General features: G+C 72.9%; 20 protein-coding genes. 7 read left to right on the plus strand and 13 right to left on the minus strand.

Annotation, left to right across the window (positions count from 1 at the left end; translation table 11 throughout):
- Position 1: 1 nt before the first annotated feature.
- A complete protein-coding gene (gene pknB / locus ABEB06_RS10965; RefSeq protein ID WP_345701806.1) occupies positions 2–1,735 on the plus strand; it encodes a Stk1 family PASTA domain-containing Ser/Thr kinase in 1,734 nt (577 codons plus the stop codon).
- Positions 1,736–1,740: 5 nt separating this feature from the next.
- Here pknB and ABEB06_RS10970 read toward each other — a convergent pair whose 3' ends face one another.
- Entirely contained in the window at positions 1,741–2,370 is a 630-nt protein-coding gene (locus tag ABEB06_RS10970) for a sulfite oxidase-like oxidoreductase (RefSeq protein ID WP_345696641.1), read from the minus strand.
- Between the two features lie 173 nt (positions 2,371–2,543).
- Here ABEB06_RS10970 and bfr point away from each other — a divergent pair, with 173 nt between their 5' ends.
- On the plus strand, positions 2,544–3,023 hold the full coding sequence (gene bfr / locus ABEB06_RS10975) for a bacterioferritin (protein ID WP_345696642.1): 480 nt from the start codon (positions 2,544–2,546) through the stop codon (positions 3,021–3,023).
- Positions 3,024–3,066: 43 nt separating this feature from the next.
- On the opposite strand, the gene ABEB06_RS10980 is transcribed toward bfr, so the two are convergent.
- Together ABEB06_RS10980 and ABEB06_RS10985 are read right to left on the minus strand one after the other, a co-directional pair.
- Entirely contained in the window at positions 3,067–3,300 is a 234-nt protein-coding gene (locus ABEB06_RS10980; protein WP_345696643.1) for a (2Fe-2S)-binding protein, read from the minus strand.
- Between the two features lie 124 nt (positions 3,301–3,424).
- Positions 3,425–4,756 (minus strand): class II 3-deoxy-7-phosphoheptulonate synthase, encoded by a 1,332-nt coding sequence (locus ABEB06_RS10985; RefSeq protein WP_345696644.1) that lies wholly within the window; start codon positions 4,754–4,756, stop codon positions 3,425–3,427.
- Between the two features lie 304 nt (positions 4,757–5,060).
- Between ABEB06_RS10985 and ABEB06_RS10990 the strand changes: the two genes are divergently transcribed.
- The 3 genes from ABEB06_RS10990 (at position 5,061) to ABEB06_RS11000 (ending at position 8,131) form a co-directional block, all read left to right on the plus strand.
- The gene (locus ABEB06_RS10990) at positions 5,061–7,013 is read left to right on the plus strand and encodes an anthranilate synthase family protein (protein WP_345696645.1); all 1,953 of its coding nucleotides are present in this window, start codon (positions 5,061–5,063) and stop codon (positions 7,011–7,013) included.
- Between the two features lie 451 nt (positions 7,014–7,464).
- Positions 7,465–7,989 (plus strand): hypothetical protein, encoded by a 525-nt coding sequence (locus ABEB06_RS10995; protein ID WP_345696646.1) that lies wholly within the window; start codon positions 7,465–7,467, stop codon positions 7,987–7,989.
- Between the two features lie 4 nt (positions 7,990–7,993).
- Positions 7,994–8,131, plus strand: a complete 138-nt coding sequence (locus tag ABEB06_RS11000) for a hypothetical protein (protein WP_345696647.1) — start codon at positions 7,994–7,996, stop codon at positions 8,129–8,131.
- A 15-nt stretch (positions 8,132–8,146) separates the two neighbouring features.
- On the opposite strand, the gene ABEB06_RS11005 is transcribed toward ABEB06_RS11000, so the two are convergent.
- The 3 genes from ABEB06_RS11005 to ABEB06_RS11015 form a co-directional block, all read right to left on the minus strand.
- Positions 8,147–8,821 (minus strand): response regulator, encoded by a 675-nt coding sequence (locus ABEB06_RS11005; RefSeq protein ID WP_345696648.1) that lies wholly within the window; start codon positions 8,819–8,821, stop codon positions 8,147–8,149.
- On the minus strand, positions 8,821–9,942 hold the full coding sequence (gene macS, locus ABEB06_RS11010) for a MacS family sensor histidine kinase (RefSeq protein WP_345701807.1): 1,122 nt from the start codon (positions 9,940–9,942) through the stop codon (positions 8,821–8,823). Before macS ends, ABEB06_RS11005 begins: the two co-directional genes overlap by 1 nt.
- 151 nt (positions 9,943–10,093) lie before the next feature.
- A complete protein-coding gene (locus ABEB06_RS11015) occupies positions 10,094–10,906 on the minus strand; it encodes a lysophospholipid acyltransferase family protein (RefSeq protein WP_345701808.1) in 813 nt (270 codons plus the stop codon).
- Between the two features lie 249 nt (positions 10,907–11,155).
- Between ABEB06_RS11015 and ABEB06_RS11020 the strand changes: the two genes are divergently transcribed.
- Together ABEB06_RS11020 and ABEB06_RS11025 are read left to right on the plus strand one after the other, a co-directional pair.
- Positions 11,156–11,941: an alpha/beta hydrolase gene (locus tag ABEB06_RS11020; RefSeq protein ID WP_345696649.1), complete on the plus strand. Its 786-nt coding sequence runs from the start codon at positions 11,156–11,158 to the stop codon at positions 11,939–11,941.
- 19 nt (positions 11,942–11,960) lie between these two features.
- Positions 11,961–12,734 carry a hypothetical protein gene (locus ABEB06_RS11025; RefSeq protein ID WP_345696650.1) on the plus strand — a complete coding sequence of 258 codons (774 nt, stop codon included), beginning with the start codon at positions 11,961–11,963 and terminating at the stop codon, positions 12,732–12,734.
- A gap of 105 nt (positions 12,735–12,839) precedes the next feature.
- Here ABEB06_RS11025 and ABEB06_RS11030 read toward each other — a convergent pair whose 3' ends face one another.
- From ABEB06_RS11030 to ABEB06_RS11060, 7 genes are all read right to left on the minus strand, one after another.
- The gene (locus tag ABEB06_RS11030; RefSeq protein ID WP_345696651.1) at positions 12,840–14,048 is read right to left on the minus strand and encodes a low temperature requirement protein A; all 1,209 of its coding nucleotides are present in this window, start codon (positions 14,046–14,048) and stop codon (positions 12,840–12,842) included.
- A gap of 36 nt (positions 14,049–14,084) precedes the next feature.
- A complete protein-coding gene (gene galE, locus ABEB06_RS11035) occupies positions 14,085–15,089 on the minus strand; it encodes a UDP-glucose 4-epimerase GalE (protein WP_345696652.1) in 1,005 nt (334 codons plus the stop codon).
- 21 nt (positions 15,090–15,110) lie between these two features.
- Positions 15,111–15,821 (minus strand): endonuclease/exonuclease/phosphatase family protein, encoded by a 711-nt coding sequence (locus ABEB06_RS11040; RefSeq protein WP_345696653.1) that lies wholly within the window; start codon positions 15,819–15,821, stop codon positions 15,111–15,113.
- 110 nt (positions 15,822–15,931) lie between these two features.
- The gene (locus ABEB06_RS11045) at positions 15,932–16,873 is read right to left on the minus strand and encodes an ROK family glucokinase (RefSeq protein ID WP_345696654.1); all 942 of its coding nucleotides are present in this window, start codon (positions 16,871–16,873) and stop codon (positions 15,932–15,934) included.
- Between the two features lie 193 nt (positions 16,874–17,066).
- A complete protein-coding gene (locus ABEB06_RS11050; protein WP_425559608.1) occupies positions 17,067–17,330 on the minus strand; it encodes a DUF5304 family protein in 264 nt (87 codons plus the stop codon).
- A gap of 32 nt (positions 17,331–17,362) precedes the next feature.
- Positions 17,363–18,544 (minus strand): ArsA family ATPase, encoded by a 1,182-nt coding sequence (locus ABEB06_RS11055; protein ID WP_345696657.1) that lies wholly within the window; start codon positions 18,542–18,544, stop codon positions 17,363–17,365.
- 8 nt (positions 18,545–18,552) lie between these two features.
- Complete coding sequence (locus ABEB06_RS11060; RefSeq protein WP_345696658.1) at positions 18,553–18,987, minus strand: SRPBCC family protein; 435 nt, start codon at positions 18,985–18,987, stop codon at positions 18,553–18,555.
- Positions 18,988–19,006 lie beyond the last annotated feature (19 nt).

Raw genomic sequence — 19,006 nt, forward strand, 5'->3', positions numbered from 1 at the left:
CATGACCGTGGACGACCCGCTGATCGGTGCGCTGCTGGACGGGCGGTACCGGGTGGAGCAGCGCATCGCCGTGGGCGGCATGTCCACCGTGTACCGGGGCACCGACCTGCGGCTGGACCGCGTGGTGGCGCTCAAGGTGATGCACCCCTCGCTGGCGGGCGACCCGGGCTTCACCGAGCGGTTCATCCGCGAGGCGAAGGCGGTCGCCCGGCTCGCCCACCCGAACGTGGTCAACGTCCTCGACCAGGGCGCGGACGGCCGTGCGGTGTTCATGGCCATGGAGTACGTGCCGGGCCGCACCCTGCGCGACGTGCTGATCGACCGGGGCGCGCTGTCGGTGCGGGCCGCGCTGGACGTCGTGGAGCCGGTGCTGGCCGCGCTCGGCGCCGCGCACCGCGCCGGCCTGGTCCACCGGGACGTGAAGCCGGAGAACGTGCTGATCACCGACGGCGGCCTGGTGAAGGTCGCCGACTTCGGCCTGGTCCGGCTGCTGTCGGGCGCCGACACCTCGGTGACCTCCAGCACCGGCCCGCTGCTCGGCTCCGTCTCGTACCTGGCCCCGGAGCAGATCAGCCAGGACGCCCCGACCGACCAGCGGGTGGACGTCTACGCGTCCGGCATCCTGCTGTACGAGACGCTGACCGGCACCAAGCCGCACACCGGGGAGAACCCCGCCCAGGTGATGTACCGGCACCTGCACGAGGACGTCCCGCCGCCGTCGGCGACCGCGCCCGCGGTCGGCCCGGAGCTGGACGCGATAGTGGCCGCCGCGACCGCGCGCGACCCGCAGGCGCGGCCGTGGGACGCGGTGGAGCTGCTGGCGGCCCTGCAGCGGGCCCGCCGGTCGCTCTCCCCCGCGCAACTGGACGCCGAGCCGCCCGCCTCCACCCGGCCGAGCCCGCAGTTCCCGACCGGCGAGGCGACCGCCGTGGTCGACCGCCCGACGGAGCGCACCAGCGTCCTCGACCTCCCGCCGGACCTGCTGCTGCCGCCGCCCCGCCCGGTCCAGGACCCTCCCCCGGCCTCCGGCCGGGCCGGGCGCCGGGCACCGGGCCGCTCCCGCAAGCCGCTGGTCTGGTCGGCGATCGGGCTGGCCGCGCTGCTGCTGATCGGCGGCGTGACGTACACGCTGTCCAGCGCGGTGTACGCGACGGTGCCGAGCGTGCTGGGGCAGTCCCGGCAGCAGGCGGTGGCGACGCTGGACGGGCGGGACCTGCAGGGCGCGTTCAGCGAGCAGTTCAGCGAGACGGTGCCGGCCGGCCAGGTGATCTCCACCGACCCGGGGGTGGGCGCGCGGGTCCGCAAGAGCGACACCGTCCGGGTGGTGCTCTCCAAGGGCCCGGAGCAGGTGGCCGTCCCGCTGCTGGCCGGGCGGACGCTGGCCGACGCGCGGAAGGCCCTGGGAGACGCCCGGCTGGCGCCGGGGGCGGTCACCGAGGTGTTCGACGACACCGTCCCCAAGGGGTCGGTGATCTCCTCCTCCCCCGCCGCGGGCGGCGGGCTGCGCCCGAACAGCCCGGTCGCGCTGACCGTGTCCAAGGGCCAGACGCCGGTCCCGAACGTGGTCGGGATGACCAAGGACCAGGCCACCAAGGCGCTCACCGACGCCGGGTTCCGGGTGGAGGCCTCGGGCCTCAACCTGTTCGGCACCGGGAAGGTGGTCGCGCAGACCCCGACGGCCGGCCAGACGCGCCCGCAGGGCGCGGTGGTCACCATCACCTTCGGGCTGTTCTAGCCGGGCTACCGCAGCGGGCCGTCGCCCGGCTCCTCCTGGTAGGAGTAGCGCTGCTCGGACCAGGGGTCGGCGAGGTTGTGGTAGCCGCGCTCCTCCCAGAAGCCGCGCCGGTCGGCCCGCATGTACTCGACCGCGCGGACCCACTTGGGGCCCTTCCAGGCGTACAGGTGCGGCACCACCAGGCGGACCGGGAAGCCGTGCTCCAGGGTGAGCGGCTCGCCGTTGTGGTGGGTGGCGAAGACGGTCGACGGGTCGGCGAAGTCGGCGAGCCGGAGGTTGGCGCTGTAGCCGTACTCGGCCCAGACCATCACGTGGGTGACCTCGGGCGCGGGCGGCACCAGGTCGAGGACGGTCTTGGCGGCCACCCCGCTCCACTCGTTGCCGAGCATCGAGAAGCGGGTCACGCAGTGGAAGTCGCCGCGCACGGTGACCCGGGGCAGGGCGTGGAAGGCGGGGAAGTCCCAGACCGCCTTCTCGGCGTCGACGGTGGCGCCGAACACCTGGAAGTCCCAGCTCTGCGGCTTGAAGCGGGGCACCGGCCCGTAGTGCAGCACCGGCCATCCGCGCTGGAGGCGCTGGCCCGGGGGGAGCCTCGGGTCAGACGGCTGAGGCTGTTCCTGTTCGTGCTGACCCATGTCTCCATGGTGACAGACGGCGGGCACCGCGCAGTGCGCGCCCCTCGCGCGCACCCGGGGATCCCCTAATCGGACAATCCGACACATGTACGGGTAAGTGTGAACTTACTGGAAGTCACCGCCCGACCGGTGCAACGATTCCCCCAAGCGACGCAACGGCAGGAAGGCACCCCATGCAGGGCGACCCCGAGGTCATCGAGTTCCTCAACGAGCAGCTCACCGCCGAGCTCACGGCCATCAACCAGTACTTCCTGCACGCGAAGATGCAGGAGAACTTCGGCTGGACCAAGCTCGCCAAGTACACCCGGCACGAGTCCTTCGACGAGATGAAGCACGCCGAGACGCTGACCGACCGGATCCTGTTCCTGGACGGCCTGCCCAACTACCAGCGGCTGTTCCACGTCCGGATCGGGCAGACGGTCAAGGAGATGTTCGAGGCGGACCGACAGATCGAGGTCGAGGCGATCGACCGGCTGAAGCGGGGCATCGTGGTCATGCGCGCCAAGAACGACGTGACGTCGGCCAACATCTTCGAGGCCATCCTCGAGGACGAGGAGCACCACATCGACTACCTGGACACCCAGCTGGAGCTCCTGGAGAAGCTCGGCGAGGCGCTCTACCTGGCGCAGCTCATCGAGCAGCCCGAGTCCTGATCCGGGTCACCACGCCCGTTCCGGGCCACCCCGATCCGGGTCACTACGCCGCCTGCGCCTCCACCGGCTCAGCCAGCCCGAGTTTGGCGGCCAGCCGAGCCGTGGGACAAGGGCGGGCGCCGTGCTCCCCGAGCAGCGCCTGGATCCGTCGCACGCACGACCCGCAGTCGGTGCCGGCCTTGCAGCCCTTGGCTATCTGGCGCGGGGTGACGGCGCCGCCGTCGATCTCGCGCTTGACCTGCTCCTCGGTGACCGCATGGCACATGCAGACGAACATCGCGGCCACTCCCGGGGGTCGTGCGGGTTTACTGAGCCTTACCTTACCCGCCTGTACACGCAGCGAAAAGGCCCCTCCGCCGACCGGCGGAGGGGCCTTCGTCACACTGCCCGGGGCCGGGCGCTCAGTGGCTGCGGTACATCTCCGCGACCAGGAACGCCAGGTCCAGCGACTGGCTGCGGTTGAGCCGCGGGTCGCAGGCCGTCTCGTAGCGCTGGTGCAGGTCGTCGACCAGCACCTCGTCGCCGCCGCCGACGCACTCGGTGACGTCGTCACCGGTCAGCTCGACGTGGATGCCGCCCGGGTGGGTGCCGAGCGCGTTGTGCACCTCGAAGAAGCCCTTGACCTCGTCGAGCACGTCGTCGAAGCTCCGGGTCTTGTGACCGCTGGAGGCCTCGTAGGTGTTGCCGTGCATCGGGTCGGAGATCCACACGACCTGGGCGCCGGAGGCGGTGACCTTCTCCACCAGGGTGGGCAGGTGGTCGCGGATCTTGCCCGCGCCCATCCGGGTGATGAAGGTGAGCCGGCCGGGCTCGCGCTCCGGGTCCAGGCGGTCGATCAGGGTGAGCGCCTCGTCGACCGTGGTGGTCGGGCCGAGCTTCACGCCGATCGGGTTGCGGATCTTGGACGCGAACTCGATGTGCGCGTGGTCCAGCTGGCGGGTGCGCTCACCGATCCACACCATGTGGCCGGAGACGTCGTACAGGTCGCCGGTGCGCGAGTCGGTGCGGGTCAGCGCCGTCTCGTAGTCCAGGATCAGCGCCTCGTGCGAGGAGAAGAACTCGACCGTCCTGAACTCCTCCGGGGCCACCCCGCAGGCGTTCATGAAGGCCAGCGCCTGGTCGATCTCGCGGGCCAGCTGCTCGTAGCGCTGGCCGGCCGGCGAGTTGCGCACGAAGTCCTGGTTCCAGGCGTGGACCTGGCGCAGGTCGGCGTAGCCACCGGTGGTGAAGGCACGGACCAGGTTGAGCGTCGCCGCGGAGGCGTTGTACATCCGCTTCAGGCGCTCCGGGTCCGGGATCCGGGACTCCGGGGTGAACTCGAAGCCGTTCACCGAGTCGCCGCGGTACACCGGGAGCGTCACGCCGTCCCGGGTCTCGGTCGACTTCGAGCGGGGCTTGGAGTACTGGCCGGCGATCCGGCCCACCTTCACGACCGGCACGGACGCGGCGTACGTCAGCACGGCCGCCATCTGGAGCAGGGTCTTCAGCTTGTTGCGGATGTGGTCGGCCGAGACGGCGTCGAACGCCTCGGCACAGTCGCCGCCCTGCAGCAGGAACGCCTCACCACGGGCCACGGCACCGAGCCGGGCGCGCAGCTGGTCGCACTCGCCGGCGAAGACGAGCGGCGGATACGAGGCGAGGTCCGCAAGGGTCTTGCGCAGAGCCTCTTGGTCCGGCCATTCAGGCTGCTGCGCCGCGGGCAGGGACTGCCAGGAGTGGTTTGTCACGGTCACAGGCCCAAGGCTACGGGGTGTGACAAGCGAATTGGCGCCGCCGCTCGGTGGGTGAGACGCGCCGTGGACATTCCGGTGATCGGCTTCACACCGCCGGGGGATCGGCTACGGTGGTCCCGTGAACGCGCCGCGCACCTCCTCCTGGTGGTGGGCCGACCCCATGGGTGGCCCACAGCTCGCGCGTCCCTAGACGACACGACGGCCGCCCCTCGGGGCGGCCGTCGGCGTATCGAAAGCCGAAAGCCCTCCCGGGAAGTGTGGTCCAGCACCCGCCACATCCACTCCTGGAAGGAACGCAGCAGCCGTGACCAGCTCCGCCGACCTGCTCGCCCGCCTCACCGCACCCGGCGCCCCCGCCTTCGCCCTGCTGCACCGCCGCGCCCCGCGCCTGGCCCCCGACACCGTCGAGGTCCTGCTCGGCACCGTCGCCGTCCACGACTCGCTCGCCGACCTGCCGGTCCGCCGCGGCGTCCCCGCCGACGGCCCCCGGCACGATTTGCTCGCCCTGGTCCCCTACGCGCAGATCCGCGAACGCGGCTTCGACGCCCACCAGGACGGCACCCCGCTGCAGGCCCTCGCCGTCGAGGAGCAGCACGCCCTCCCCCTCGGCGAGCTGCTCGCGGCCCTGCCCGACACCCCGGTCGAGCTGCGCGGCGGCACCTTCGACATCACCGACGAGGAGTACGCGGACATCGTCCGCCGGGTCATCGAGGACGAGATCGGCCGCGGCGAGGGCGCCAACTTCGTGATCCGGCGCGACTTCCGGGCCGCCCTGGACGGCTTCTCCACCGCCACCGCCCTCTCGCTGTTCCGCCGGCTGCTGGAGCAGGAGCGCGGCGCGTACTGGACCTTCCTGGTGCACACCGGGGAACGCGTGCTGGTCGGCGCCTCGCCCGAGGTCCACGTCCGCCAGTCCGGCGGCACCGTGGTGATGAACCCGATCTCCGGCACCTACCGCTACCCCGCCGGCGGCCCCACCGCGGAGTCGCTGCTCGACTTCCTGCACGACCCCAAGGAGCTCGAGGAGCTCACCATGGTGGTCGACGAGGAACTCAAGATGATGTGCACCGTCGGCGACCTCGGCGGCCAGGTGCTCGGCCCCCGGCTCAAGGAGATGTCGCACCTCGCCCACACCGAGTACGAGCTGCGCGGCCGCACCTCGCTCGACGTCCGCGACGTGCTCCGCGAGACCATGTTCGCCGCCACCGTCACCGGCAGCCCGGTCCAGAACGCCACCCGCGTCATCAAGCGGTACGAGTCCGCCGGGCGCGGCTACTACTCCGGCGCGCTCGCCCTGATCGGCCGCTCCGCCAGCGGCGGGCAGCAGCTCGACTCCCCCATCTGCATCCGCGCCGTCGACATCGCCCCCACCGACGGCTCGCTGGTCGTCCGGGTCGGCGCCACCCTGGTGCGCCACTCCGACCCGCACTCCGAGGTCGCCGAGACCCACGCCAAGGCCGCCGGCGTGCTCGCCGCGATCGGCGCCCGGCCCGCCGCGCCCCGCCCCGGTCGCCCCGGTCGCCCCGGCGACTCCGACGGCCCGCGGCTCGCCGACGACCACCGCGTCCAGGCCGCGCTCGACGCCCGCCGCGCCGACCTCGCCCCGTTCTGGCTCCGGATGCAGCAGCCGGTGCCGCACCAGGAAGGCCTCGACACCCTCGTCGTCGACGGCGAGGACACCTTCACCTCGATGCTCGCCCACCTGCTGACCTCGCTCGGCCACCGGGTGTCCGTCCTGCGCTACGACACCCCGCGGCTCGACACCCTCGTCGCCGCCCACACCGGCCCGCTCGTCCTCGGCCCCGGCCCCGGCGACCCGGCCGACCCCGCCGACCCCAAGATGGCCGTCCTGCGACCGATCACCGCCGACGCCCTCGCCGCCGTCCGCTCCGGGAGGCGCACCGCCCCGCTCCTCGCCGTCTGCCTCAGCCACCAGCTGGTCTCCGCGCAGCTCGGCCTCCCGCTCTCCCGCAAGGCCGTCCCCTACCAGGGCGCCCAGGAGACCGTCGACCTCTTCGGCACCCGGCGCACCGTCGGCTTCTACAACACCTTCACCGCCAAGTGCGAGGACACCGACGCCGCCCGCCTGGCCGCCGACGGCATCGAGGTCTCCCGCGACCCCCGCACCCACGACGTCCACGCCCTCCGCGGCCCGGGCTTCGCCACCCTCCAGTTCCACCCCGAGTCCGTCCTCACCCGCGACGGCATCCACATCGTCGCCGACCTCCTCAGGACCCGCACCGCGTCGGCCATCTGACCACGGACCACCCACACATCTGACGCTCGGTCAGCACACGGTGTGAATCCAGTCACACCATGGCTCGCAGCGACGCCCGATTTGCACTCGGTAATGCCGTTAACGAACCACTACTCCGTGGTAGGAGGCCGACCGTCACCCAGCTAATCCATTGACGCACTCTCCGTGCACCGCCAGGATCCATCCCGACTTTGAGGTTCTTTTACGAATTCCAAGGCTGGGGACAGTGGTCAGTACAGATAGAAAGCGCGGCATACGCGCCTGGACGGTCGCGGCGCTGGCCGCCGCGGCAGTCGTCGGCTCGACGGTGACCCCGTCGCCGGCGACTCCCGCGGCGGCCGCCGACGGCAAGCGCAGCACGACGGCGGGGGCGCCCCGGGAGGAGGACACTCCCTAGAGCCTCGCGGTCAAGGAGGCCCGGCGGACCGGCAAGCCGGTCGACGTCGCGGTGATGCGCAGCGAGTCCAGCGACACCGTGGCGCAGCCGGACGGCAAGCTGGTCACGACGACGTACGTCCAACCCAAGCGCGTCCGCAAGGGCGGCGCGTGGGTCGACATCGACCCGGCGCTGCACACCCTGCCGAACGGCGCGGTGGCGCCCAAGGCGGCCACCGCCGACGTCGAGTTCTCCGGCGGCGGCAGCGCGCAGCCGCTGGTGAGGATCGCCAACGCCGGCAAGGAGCTGAAGCTCTCCTGGCCGAAGCCGCTGCCCAAGCCGGTGGTGGACGGCAGCACCGCCGAGTACGGTGAACTACTCAACCGCGAGCTGGCGGCTCCAGGCATGCATGGTCAGTGTCGCGGTCCGGTACTACGCGACGCCGGCATCGGCGGAGCGAGCGTTCGACCGGTTCTCGTACGAGAAGATCAACAGCGACTAATGGACCAAGCCGCCGAGACGCATCGACCGACCGGTGGGCATCACCGCAGACGGCTTCTCCGCCCTGTGCACCGACGAAGACGAGGTCCTCGGATGTGACGCGGTGACGTTCTCCGCACGCTATGGAGGAGCGATCTTCTCGACGCTCGTCTACCGGGTCACCGAATTTCCCGGGAAGATCGACGAACGGGAAGTCCTGGAGTTCGCGGCGGACGCCGACCAGGTCTTCGGCGCCTCGTGACGCCGGACCGGCGGGTCAGGAGAGGTCGTCGTCGAGGCCCTGTTCGATGGCGTAGCGGACGAGTTCGACGCGGTTGTGGAGCTGGAGCTTGCCGAGGGTGTTCTGGACGTGGTTCTGGACGGTGCGGTGGGAGAGGACCAGGCGGTCGGCGATCTGGCGGTAGGAGAGGCCCTTGGCGACGAGGCGGAGGACTTCGGTCTCGCGGGGAGTGAGCTGGGGGGCGGCGCCGGTGGCCGCGGCGGGGGGTTCGGTGGCGAGGCGGCGGAACTCGCCGAGGACGAGGCCGGCCAGGCCGGGGGTGAAGACGGGGTCGCCGACGGCGGTGCGGCGGACGGCGTCGATGAGCTCGTCGCGGCCGGCGGACTTGACCAGGTAGCCGGTGGCGCCGGACTTGACGGCCTCCAGGACGTCGGCGTGCTCGCCGCTCGCGGAGAGGACGAGGACCCGGACGGTCGGGTCGGCGGTGACGATCTGGCGGCAGACCTCGGCGCCGGGCAGCGCGGGCAGGTTGAGGTCGAGCACGACGACCTGCGGCGAGGAGGCGCGGGCGCGGCGGACGGCCTCCTCGCCGTCCCCCGCGGTGGCGACGATCGCGAAGCCGGCTTCGCCGAGGTCGCGGGAGACGCCGTCGCGCCACATCGGGTGGTCGTCGACGACCATGACCCGGACCTGCGCGGCGTGATCGGTCATCAGGCGGAGCTCCTCGGTATGCGCAGTTCGACCTCGACGCCTTCGCCCGGCACCGAGTACAGCTCGGCGGTGCCGCCGAGGTCCAGCAGGCGGCCGCGGATGGACTGGGAGACGCCGAGGCGGCCGGCGGCTTCGGCTTCGCCTAGGCGGCCTGCGGGGAAGCCGGGGCCGTCGTCGCGGACGGAGACGGTGACGGCGTCGGGCTCGTCCTCGATCAGGATCCAGGCGCGGGCGTCGGCGCCGGCGTGCTTGCGGACGTTGTCGACGGCGGCGCCGACGGCGGCGGCGAGTTCGCCGGCGACCCGGCCGGGGAGGAGGACGGGCGTACCGGGGGCGGAGACGGTGATCCGTTCGCTCTCGTGCCGGGTGATGAGCCGGCGCAGGTCCTGGACGGCGTCCGGGTCGGCGCCCGCAGAAGCGGGGTCGGCGGGCAGCGGGCCGCCGGCCATCAGGGCGCGCAGGGCGCGTTCCTGTTCGCCGGCCAGGCGGCCGAGTTCACGGGCGTCGCCCTCCTGCCGCTGGACCAGGGCGAGGACCTGGAGCACGCCGTCGTGGATGTCGCGGGAGAGCCGTTCGCGTTCGCGGGTGGCGGCTTCGACCTGGAGGGCGCGGGTGAGCACGGCCTCGCTGGCGCGGGCGAGTTCGATGACGTACCCGATGGCGCAGCCGGCGACCATCAGCAGCACGATGTTGTGGATGTTGTCGGGCGAGATGCCGCCGTGGCCGAGGATGTTGGCGGCGCCGATCACGGTCGCGGCGAACGCGGCAGGCTTCCAGCCGCCCTTGCCGGCGAAGCCGAGGACGGTGCCGGCCGCCCAGATGGTCGGCAGGGTCGGGGCGCCGGCGTGGATGCGGGCCGCGCTGTCGATGAAGCCGCTCATCACGATGCCGAAGACCGCGAAGGTCAGGTCGGTGCCGAGGACGGGCCAGGTGCAGCGCTCCGGCCCGGCGAAGGCGCGGGTGGTGGCGAGCGTCCAGATGACCAGGGCGCCGAAGTAGATCCAGCCGGAGACCGGGTGGTCGAACTCGTGGAAGGAGTTCAGGTAGCGGAGCAGCGCGTAGGCGAGGGCGAGCACCCGGAAGTACGAGATGGCGCGCCAGAGCGGCAGTTCGACGGACATCCCGCCGCCCGCGAGCGAACCGAGCGAGCCGCGCGGGCCGAGAGCGCCGAGCGCGCCGCCGCCGGGGCGGACGACGGCCCGGCCCGCGGGGCGTACGTCGACGGCTCTGTGGTCGTCCATGTGTGCTGCTCTCCCCCGCCCGGACGTGGAGCTACTCGGCGTTCTTCTCGGACTCGGACCCGGACTCGGACTCGGCCTTGGCCGCCTCGGCCTTCTCGGCTTCGAGGGCGGCCTTCTCGGCCTCCTTCTCCGCCTTCTGCGTGGCCTTGCGCTCCGCGTCGGCGCGCTTCTTGTCCTCGGTGATCTGGCGCTTGGCGGCGGTCGCGTAGATGTCGACGTACTCCTGGCCGGAGAGCCGCATGATCTCGTACATCACCTCGTCGGTGACCGAGCGGAGGATGAAGCGGTCGTTCTCCATGCCCTGGTAGCGGGAGAAGTCGAGCGGGCGGCCGATCCGGATGCCGGGGCGGATGCCGAAGTTGGGGACGACCTGGCCGGGCGGCTGGACCTTCTCGGTGTCGATCATGGCGATCGGGATGACCGGCGCGCCGGTGGCCAGCGCGACGCGGGCCAGGCCGCCGACCTTGCCGCGGTACAGCTTGCCGTCGGGCGAGCGGGTGCCCTCGGGGTACACGCCGAAGAGCTCGCCGCGCTCGATCACCGCGATGCCGCTGCGGATCGCCGCCTCACCGGCGCCGCGGGCGCCGGAGCGGTCCACCGGGAGCTGGCCGACGCCCTTGAAGAAGGCGGCGGTCAGCCGGCCCTTGAGGCCCGGCGTGGTGAAGTACTCGGCCTTCGCGATGAAGGTGACCCGGCGCTTGAGCAGCGCGGGCAGGAAGAAGGAGTCCGAGAAGGAGAGGTGGTTGCTGGCGAGGATCGCCGGCCCCTCGTCGGGGATGTTGTCCTCGCCCTCCATCCAGGGCCGGAAGAAGATCCGCAGCAGCGGTGCGACGATCATCTTCATCAGTCGGTAGAACAACCCGGGCCTCCTGTTATGCGGACCGCACGATCCTAATGCCAGCTCGGTCCGGCCGGTGCACCGGCGGGGCCGGGATCGGGGCCGGAGCCCCGGTACGGGCGGAGCCGGGGCCCCTGTACGGCGCATCGCCACCGTGGGACGATTCTGCCCCCGCTCCGTTCCGTCATGAGTCCGGTCCGCGGCCCCGTTCGAAGACGTGTCCGAGGTTCCGCCCGAGTCGAGGGAGCTCCACCGATGCCGCTGCTGCCGGGTGCCAAACCGTTCCGCCACCGCGCCGGGCCGGTGGGCGTCCTGCTGGTGCACGGCTTCACCGGGTCGCCGCAGTCGATGCGGCCCTGGGCCGAGCACCTCGCGGCCGCCGGGTACTCGGTGTCGCTCCCGCTGCTGCCCGGCCACGGCACCCGCTGGCAGGACCTGCAGGTGACCCGCTGGGAGGACTGGTACGCGGAGGCCGACCGGGCGCTGCGCGAACTCTCCGCCGAGTGCGAGCAGGTGTTCGTCTTCGCGCTCTCGATGGGCGGCTCGCTCGCCCTGCGGCTGGCCGCCGAGCACGGCGGGCGGATCGCCGGGCTGGCGCTCGTCAACCCGTCGGTGCGTTCCGACAACCCCGCGAGTGTGCTGTTGCCGGTCCTCCGGCACCTGCTGCCGAGCCTGCCGGGCGTCGCCAACGACATCGCGAAGGACGACTCGGTGGAACTCGGCTACGACCGGGTGCCGCTGCACGCCGCCTGGTCGCTCAGCCGGCTGTGGCGGACCGTCCGGGCGGGAATGGGGAAGGTCACCCAGCCGGTTCTGTTGATGCACAGCCCGCAGGACCACGTGGTCTCGCCGGGCAACTCGGCACTCGTGCTCGCCCGGATATCCTCGACCGATGTGACGGAGCTGCTCCTGGAGCGCAGCTTCCACGTGGCCACGCTGGACCACGACGCCGGTCTGATCTTCGAGGCGAGCCTCGACTTCGTCCGGCGGCTCGCCCCGGTGGCCGCGGTCGAGGTCGACGCCGAGAACCACTCGGGCTGAAAGGGCTGAAGGGCCGGCTTTGAACGACACCAGCAGGGCGGGCGGCGACGAGGAGCTGCCCCGCGAGACCACCGCCGCCCGCGACGCGGACGCGCACGGGGACGGGCACAGGGACGTGCACGGGGACACCCGGCCGAAGGCCGACGCCGAGGCGCAGCCCGACGCGGCGCCCGCGGACGCGGGCACGGCCACGGACGCGGGCACGGCCACGGGCACGGACATCGCGTCCGAGAAGGAGGCGCCGGAGGCCGTCCGCAGGCCGTCCATCGGCAGCCAGGCCGAGCAGGACGCGATCTTCGCCGCGCTGGTCGCGCAGTTCGACGACCCGGTCGACCTGAACAATCCGCAGTGGCCGGAGGTGGAGAACCTCCGCGCGCAGAACGAGCGCAAGCGGGCCACCGCCGCCGACCCCGGCCTCGCGGACTTCGCCCCCGAGCCCCGACCCCGGCAGGGCGGCAGCCCGGCCGCTGCGGCGGGTGGGGCGGGTGCGGCGGTCCCGGCCGGCCCGCGCGACTACGAGGTCGCGGAGGACCCGGACGAGGGCCACTTCGTTCCGCCGGAGCCGCCGCCGCTGCCGCAGGCGGACACCACCGCCAAGTTCGCCTGGCTCGCGGTGCTGGGCGGGCCGGCGCTGCTGCTGTTCGACGCGCTGGTCTGGCGCGAGGTCTCGGGCTGGCCGGCCTGGGTCGGCGTCACCGCGTTCCTCGGCGGCTTCGCCACCCTGGTCGCCCGGATGAAGAACAACGACGAGGACGAGGGCCCGCAGGACCCGCACGACGGCGCCGTCGTCTGACCCCAGCCCAGGCCCCGATCCCAACCCCGGCCCAAGCCCCGACCCCAACCCAACCCCGGCCCCAACCCCGGCCCCGGACGCGCGCGTCCGCCCGCTCCACGGCCGTCACCCGGCGGTGGTCGGCGGCGCGTCGCGGGCGGCCCGGGCGATGCGGTGGCGGGCGAGTTTGGCGAGGAGCAGGACGACCGCCGCCGCGATGCCGACCGCGGCCCAGGCCGGGAGCAGGGCGGCGGCGGGGACGAGGGCGCCGGCGACCAGCAGCAGGCTGGGCAGGTACCAGGCGGCGACCGACCCGACTTCGTCGCCGTAGCGCAGGGCGATGGCGGCGTTGGCGGTGTAGAAGCCGAGGACGCCGCCGCACAGCGCCCAGCGGGCGCCGGTGGGCAGGGTGTGGCCGGGTTCGGCGACCGCGGTGCCGAGGGCGCCGGAGAGCACGGTGATCGCCGAGACCAGCAGGTACGGCAGGTACATCACGGTGTCGCGCATCGCCCGGTCGGCCCGGCCGGCCTGGGCGCGGTCGAGGCCGCGCAGGGCGCTGGAGGTGCCCCAGGCGAAGAAGACCATGGCGAGTTCGGCGACGACCACGAAGCCGAGCAGGGCGGCCGCGGCCGCTTCGGCGGTGAAGTGGTCGGCGAGGGTGGAGACGACGACGAAGACGCTCTCGCCGAGGACGATGACCACGAACAGGCCGATCCGTTCGACCAGGTGCTCGGTGGACAGCCGCTGGTAGATGTCCGGGGAGAGCCCGGTGCGGACGGCCAGCAGGACGACTTCCAGTGCGATGGCGAGGGCCCACAGGACGAACCGGGCGGGGCTCGGCACCGCGGCGGACACGGCCCACAGCGCGGCGGTGGCGAGCCCGTACGTCAGCGGGCGCCAGAGCGGCAGCGGGTTGTCGCGGCGGCGGGCGTGGTCCCACCAGATGGCGAAGATGGCGACGCGGACCCAGGCGGCGCCGAGCGCGTACGCCCAGGCGCGGTCGCCGAGGCCCTCGGGTGCGGCGGCGGCCATCAGGCCGAGGCCGGGCATGGCGCCCAGCAGCGTGGCCTGGATCCGGGCGTCGCCGGACCCGAAGACGTTGACCGTGACGGTCAGGTTGACCCAGGCCCACCAGGCGGGGAAGAACAGCACCAGGAAGGTGCCGAAGTCGGCGGCGCCGGGGTCGCCGTGCAGCCCGTGGGCGAGCACGGCGACGGTGACCACGAAGACCAGGTCGAAGAACAGCTCGAACCAGCCCGCCCGGTGGTCCTCCGGCTCCGGGCCCTCCGGCTCCGGGCCGCTGTTCTCCGCCGCTCCCGCCGCGTTCTCGCTCACGGCCCAACTCTGCGGCACCGGGCGCCGGTCGGGCGCCTACTCGGCGCTTCCGATCACCGTGTCGCGCACCGCGAACCAGCGCAGCGAGTCGCGGATGCCGTCCTCCAGCGAGAACTGCGGCTTCCAGCCGAGCAGTTCGGCCGCCAGCGTGGAGCGGGTGTAGGCCCCGGCGGCGTCGCCCGGTCGGGGGCCGGTCTCGACGGTCGGCAGGGGCTCGCCGATCACCGACTCGAAGGCGGCGAGCAGTTCGCGGACGGTGGTGCCGTCGCCGGTGCCGAGGTTGATCACCCGGGAGGGGTGCTCGGCGGTCGCGACCTCGTCGAAGTGCCGGACGGCCCGCAGGTGGGCGTCGGCGAGGTCCCAGACGTGCACGTAGTCGCGGATGCCGGAGCCGTCGCGGGTGGGCCAGTCGGTGCCGGTGACGGCGAAGGTCTCCCCGGCGTGGTGGATGTCGATCATCTTGCCCAGCGCGTGGCTGGGACGGCGGACCTGGAGGCCGGTGCGCAGCTCGGGGTCGGCGCCGATCGGGTTGAAGTAGCGCAGCGAGATCACGCGCACGGTGCCGGCGGCGGCGACGTCGGCGAGGATCGTCTCGAAGATCGCCTTGGTGCGGGCGTACGGGCTGAGGGTCTCGATCGCGGAGTCCTCGTCGACCGAGAAGTCACCCGGGTCGGCGCGGTAGATCGACGCGGAGGAGCTGAAGATCAGGCGGGTGCAGCCGTTGCGCACCAGGTGCTCGACGAACTGGATGCCCTTGGCGACGTTCTCCCGGTAGTAGCCGAGCGGGTTGGTGACCGACTCCGGGACGAGGATCAGGGCGGCGCAGTCGATCACGGCGTGGATGTCGGGGTGCTCGGCGAAGATCCGGTCGATCAGGTCTCCGTCGGCGATGTCGCCCCGGTAGAAGGGGCGGCCCTCGGTGAACTCCCGCCGGCCGGTGACCAGGTTGTCGAGGACGACCGGGACGATGCCGCCGTCGAGGCACGCCGAGGCGATGGTGCTGCCGATGAATCCCGCTCCGCCTGCGATCAGAATCTTCATCCGCCGCACTCTAGCCGGACCCTAGCGGGCGTCCGGAATCCGGAGTACGGCGAGCACCGGCAGGTGGTCGGTGGCGGCGAGCAGGTCGGCGGGGTCGACGCCGGGTTCGTCGTGCGGGACGCCGCACGAGAGCACCTCGATGCCGGGGCTCGCGAAGACGGCGTCGATCCGCTGGTGGGGGTTCTCGGGGACGGAGGTGAACTCGCCGCCCCACGGCGCGGTGGGGTAGCCGTCCTGGAAGCCCTTGGCCAGCGACTGCCAGCCGGGTCCGTCCGGGTGCTCGTTGAAGTCACCGGCGATCACGCCGAGTTCACCGGCCTTCAGCTGCTCGGGCAGGAGCGCGAACTGGCGCAGCCGCTCGGCGGGGTCGAGCGAGAGGTGGCAGCTGGTGATCGAGAACGGCTGGGAGTCGCCGATCCGGACCAGGGCGGTGGCGAAGCCGCGGGCATGCAGGCCGCGGGTCTTCGGCAGCAGCCGGTCGCGGACCTCCAGCACGGTCACGCCGAGGCCGCCCAGCAGCAGCGGGCCGGCGGCGATCCGGCCGCCGCCGGAGAGGATCACCGTGCCGGTGGCGTGCGCGAGCCGGGCCGCCTGCTTGAGCGGCTTCCAGTAGCGCGGTGATTCCTGAACACAGATCAGGTCCGGGCGGCAGGCGCGGATCACCCGCACCAGCGCGTCCCGGTCGTCGCGCAGCGAACGGACGTTGTAGCTGAGCACCCGCACCGGAGTCACACCGTCGATGCTAGAGCAGACCGGGGCGCGGGGCTCGGCCCCGCGCCCTGAATTGGCCTGATCCGAGTGGCCGGTCCGAGTGGCCGGTCCGAGTGATTGGATCCCGCGGGTCAGATCCGGGCCAGGTCGCCCGCGCCGGCGATGCCGGCGGCCGAGCCCATGGAGGCGAGCACGACCTCGGCGCGGGGCCGGGCCGGACCACCCGTCAGGTACTTCTCGAACGCGGCGGCCACCGGGTCGAGCAGCAGGCGGCCGGAGTCGGACACGCCGCCGCCGAGCACGAAGACGCCCGGGTCGAACAGCGCGGCCAGGTCGGCCATGCCGCGGCCCAGCCAGTCGGCCAGCTCGCTGTAGCACTCCAGCGCGAGCGGGTCGCCGTCCTCGGCCGCCTCGGTGATGTGGATGCCGCGGATGGTCTCGGCGACGCCGTCGTTGAGCTCCAGCATCCGCTTGCCGGCGATCGGGTCGGCGGCGGCCTTGTCGCGGCCGTAGCGGCGCAGCGCCCGGCCGGAGCCGTACTGCTCCCAGCAGCCGTGGCCGCCGCAGCCGCACTCCAGGCCGTCCGGGACCATGTTGAGGTGGCCGATCTCGCCGGCGACGCCGAAGCGGCCGCGGTGCAGCCGGCCGTCGAGGACGATGCCGCCGCCGATGCCGGTGCCGACGGTGATCAGGACCATGTCCTCGTGCGCGGCGGCGGCGCCGAAGCGGAACTCGGCCCAGGCGGCGCAGTTGGCGTCGTTCTCCACCACGGTGCCGAGGCCGGTGAGCTCCTCGATCCGCTGCTGGAGGGGCTCGTTCTCCCAGGCGATGTTCGGGGCGAAGATCACCGTGGAGCGCTCCCGGTCGACGAAGCCGGGGGCGCCGACGCCCACTCCGGCCACGTCCGGGTACTGCTCCTTGAGCTCCCGCACGGCCTGCGCGATGGCGTCGACCGCCCACTGGGGGTCGGCCGGGGTGGGTACCCGGGTCTTCGCCAGGATCTCGCCGGATTCGTCGACCACGCCAGCCGCGATCTTCGTCCCGCCGACATCGACGCCAATGGTCAGAGCCATGTGTCCCTCAGCTATTCACTCGTTCCCGCTGAGCGGAACGCTACCGGTACACAGGGGTTCCCGTACACACCCAGGCCTACATTATTCGAAGACATTTCGCGGACTATGGCATGTCATGCCTTCAGAAGTCGTATCAGCGGTCTCGCTCCGTCACGCATGATCGCCCGATCGTGACCTCTGCTGACCTGCGGCTTCACTTGTTGTCGGTGGCTTCGTCCAGGTCGATGCGCTCCGCCTCGGCGTGTCCGGATCCGGCCCAGCGGCGTTCGTGGCCGGAGACGGCCGCCCGGTAGGCGGCCAGCAGTTCCCCCCCGGCGGCCGCGAGATGTCCGTACACCTCGGGGTTGTTCTCGCGCAGCCGCGCACCCACCTCCTGGGCCTTGGCGCCGACCGCGGAGGCGAACCGGCGCACCTCCTCCACCAGCTCGGCGGTCCGGTCGCCGGACTCCTCGGACATCTGCACTCCTGTACCTAGGGCGCCATCGGGGGTCATGCGAGCGCGGACGGCCACAGCTGCGGGTCGGGGGTGAACCGCACCGCCAGCACGCCGTCCGCGAGGCCGGCGCCGCTCACCGTGCAGCGGCGCAGCGCGGACGGCAGCGGCAGCAGCCGCCGGTAGGGGCCGACCCCGACCGCCAGCTCGTCGCCGCGCCGGACCAGGTCCAGCTCGGTGCGGTCGGCGCCGGGCAGCGGCAGGTGCCAGACCAGCAGCCCGTCCTCGGCCCGCCGGTCCTCGACCCAGGGCTCGGACGGCGCCGGCACCGCGGGCGCGCCCTCGCCGTACAGCTGCTCGGCGAGGGCCTCCAGCGCGGTCTCCGGCTGCCGGGTGACCAGCAGCGGGAGGCCGAGCCGCTCGCCGAGCTCGGCCAGCCGCTCCTGCTGGCGGGCGGCGTGCGCGGCCAGCCACGGGTCGGGCGAGGTCACCGCCTGCGCGGGGTAGGCGCCGTGGGCGACCACGGCGTCGGCGCGCAGGCCGTGCAGGGCGAGTCCGGCACGGATCCGGTTCAGCTCGCCGAGCGCCGGGTGGGCGGCGTCCACCGTCAGGCGCACGGTCAGACCGGGGGCGCGCACCGCGGCCTGCGCTCCGGCCAGTGCGGTGCTCGCGGCGGTCCTGGCTTCGAACAGCCACTCGGCGGGCATCGGCACGCCGGCCACCGCGGCGAGCAGCGGGCGCAGCGCGCGGGCGGCCTGGCGCTGCTCCGGGAGCAGGCGGGCCAGGTAGCGCTCCAGCTGCTCGGGCAGGGCGAGGGCGGCGATCAGTTCGGCGGGCGGCGGCGCGGCGACGACCACCACGTCCGCCCGGTCGTCCGCCGCGGCGGCGCGCAGCGCCCGCAGCAGGGCGAGCGGGCGGGTGCCGGGGAGCGGGGTGAGCTCCTCCGGGTCGAGCGGCTCGGCGCCGATCAGGTCGAGGACGGGGGCCAGCCGCCCGCGGTGGCCCTCCAGCGCGTCCCGGAAGGCGGCCTGCTCGTCGATCCGGGCGACCGCCAGGCGCTCGGCGTACGCGGCGGGCTCGGCGGGGAGCCGGGTGTCGAGCAGGTCGTCGACGGTGCGGTGCGGGTCGTCGGCGGCCAGCAGCAGGGTCCGGCGGCCCTGCGCGGCGGAGTGCAGTGCGGTGGCGGCTGCGACGGCGGCCGAGGCGGCGCCGCTGACCAGGATCGTCCGGGTGACCACGCCCCCGGTCAGCCCTCGACGCGCTTCTTCAGACCGGCCAGCGCCCGGTCGATGATGACCTTCTCCGCCTTGCGCTTGATCATGCCGAGCATCGGGATCTTGACGTCCACGGCCAGCTGGTAGGTGACCTCGGTGCCGCCGCCGCTGCGCGCGGCCAGCGTGTAGGAGCCGTCCAGGGAGCGCAGCATCTGGCTCTTGACCAGCGTCCAGGACACCTCGCGGTCGCCGTCCCAGGTGTAGGCGAGCACGTGCTCGTCGCGGATCGCACCGGCGTCGAGCAGCAGGCGGACCTCGGCGGCGCGGCCGTCCTCGGCGGAGGACAGCACCTCGATCTCCTTGACCTCCCCGGTCCACTCGGGGTAGGCGGCGAAGTCGGCGATGACCGCCATGACCTCGGCCGGGGTGGCCTCGATGATGATGCTCGACCTGGTGTGCTCCGCCATGGCGGCCTCCGCGTCCTCT

The sequence above is a fragment of the Kitasatospora terrestris genome, assembly GCF_039542905.1.
Classification (GTDB): domain Bacteria; phylum Actinomycetota; class Actinomycetes; order Streptomycetales; family Streptomycetaceae; genus Kitasatospora; species Kitasatospora terrestris.

Bases quoted from the DNA above. Each gene is read 5' to 3' on its own strand.
- galE (WP_345696652.1), bottom strand. From the start codon at position 15,089: ATGAAGATTCTGATCGCAGGCGGAGCGGGATTCATCGGCAGCACCATC.
- ABEB06_RS11015 (WP_345701808.1), bottom strand. From the start codon at position 10,906: ATGAAGATGATCGTCGCACCGCTGCTGCGGATCTTCTTCCGGCCCTGG.
- ABEB06_RS10995 (WP_345696646.1), top strand. From the start codon at position 7,465: ATGCGCAGCGAGTCCAGCGACACCGTGGCGCAGCCGGACGGCAAGCTG.
- macS (WP_345701807.1), bottom strand. From the start codon at position 9,942: ATGTCCGTCGAACTGCCGCTCTGGCGCGCCATCTCGTACTTCCGGGTG.
- ABEB06_RS10970 (WP_345696641.1), bottom strand. From the start codon at position 2,370: ATGGGTCAGCACGAACAGGAACAGCCTCAGCCGTCTGACCCGAGGCTC.
- bfr (WP_345696642.1), top strand. From the start codon at position 2,544: ATGCAGGGCGACCCCGAGGTCATCGAGTTCCTCAACGAGCAGCTCACC.
- ABEB06_RS11005 (WP_345696648.1), bottom strand. From the start codon at position 8,821: ATGACCGATCACGCCGCGCAGGTCCGGGTCATGGTCGTCGACGACCAC.
- ABEB06_RS11060 (WP_345696658.1), bottom strand. From the start codon at position 18,987: ATGGCGGAGCACACCAGGTCGAGCATCATCATCGAGGCCACCCCGGCC.
- ABEB06_RS11050 (WP_425559608.1), bottom strand. From the start codon at position 17,330: ATGTCCGAGGAGTCCGGCGACCGGACCGCCGAGCTGGTGGAGGAGGTG.
- ABEB06_RS10980 (WP_345696643.1), bottom strand. From the start codon at position 3,300: ATGTTCGTCTGCATGTGCCATGCGGTCACCGAGGAGCAGGTCAAGCGC.
- ABEB06_RS11045 (WP_345696654.1), bottom strand. From the start codon at position 16,873: ATGGCTCTGACCATTGGCGTCGATGTCGGCGGGACGAAGATCGCGGCT.
- pknB (WP_345701806.1), top strand. From the start codon at position 2: ATGACCGTGGACGACCCGCTGATCGGTGCGCTGCTGGACGGGCGGTAC.
- ABEB06_RS11020 (WP_345696649.1), top strand. From the start codon at position 11,156: ATGCCGCTGCTGCCGGGTGCCAAACCGTTCCGCCACCGCGCCGGGCCG.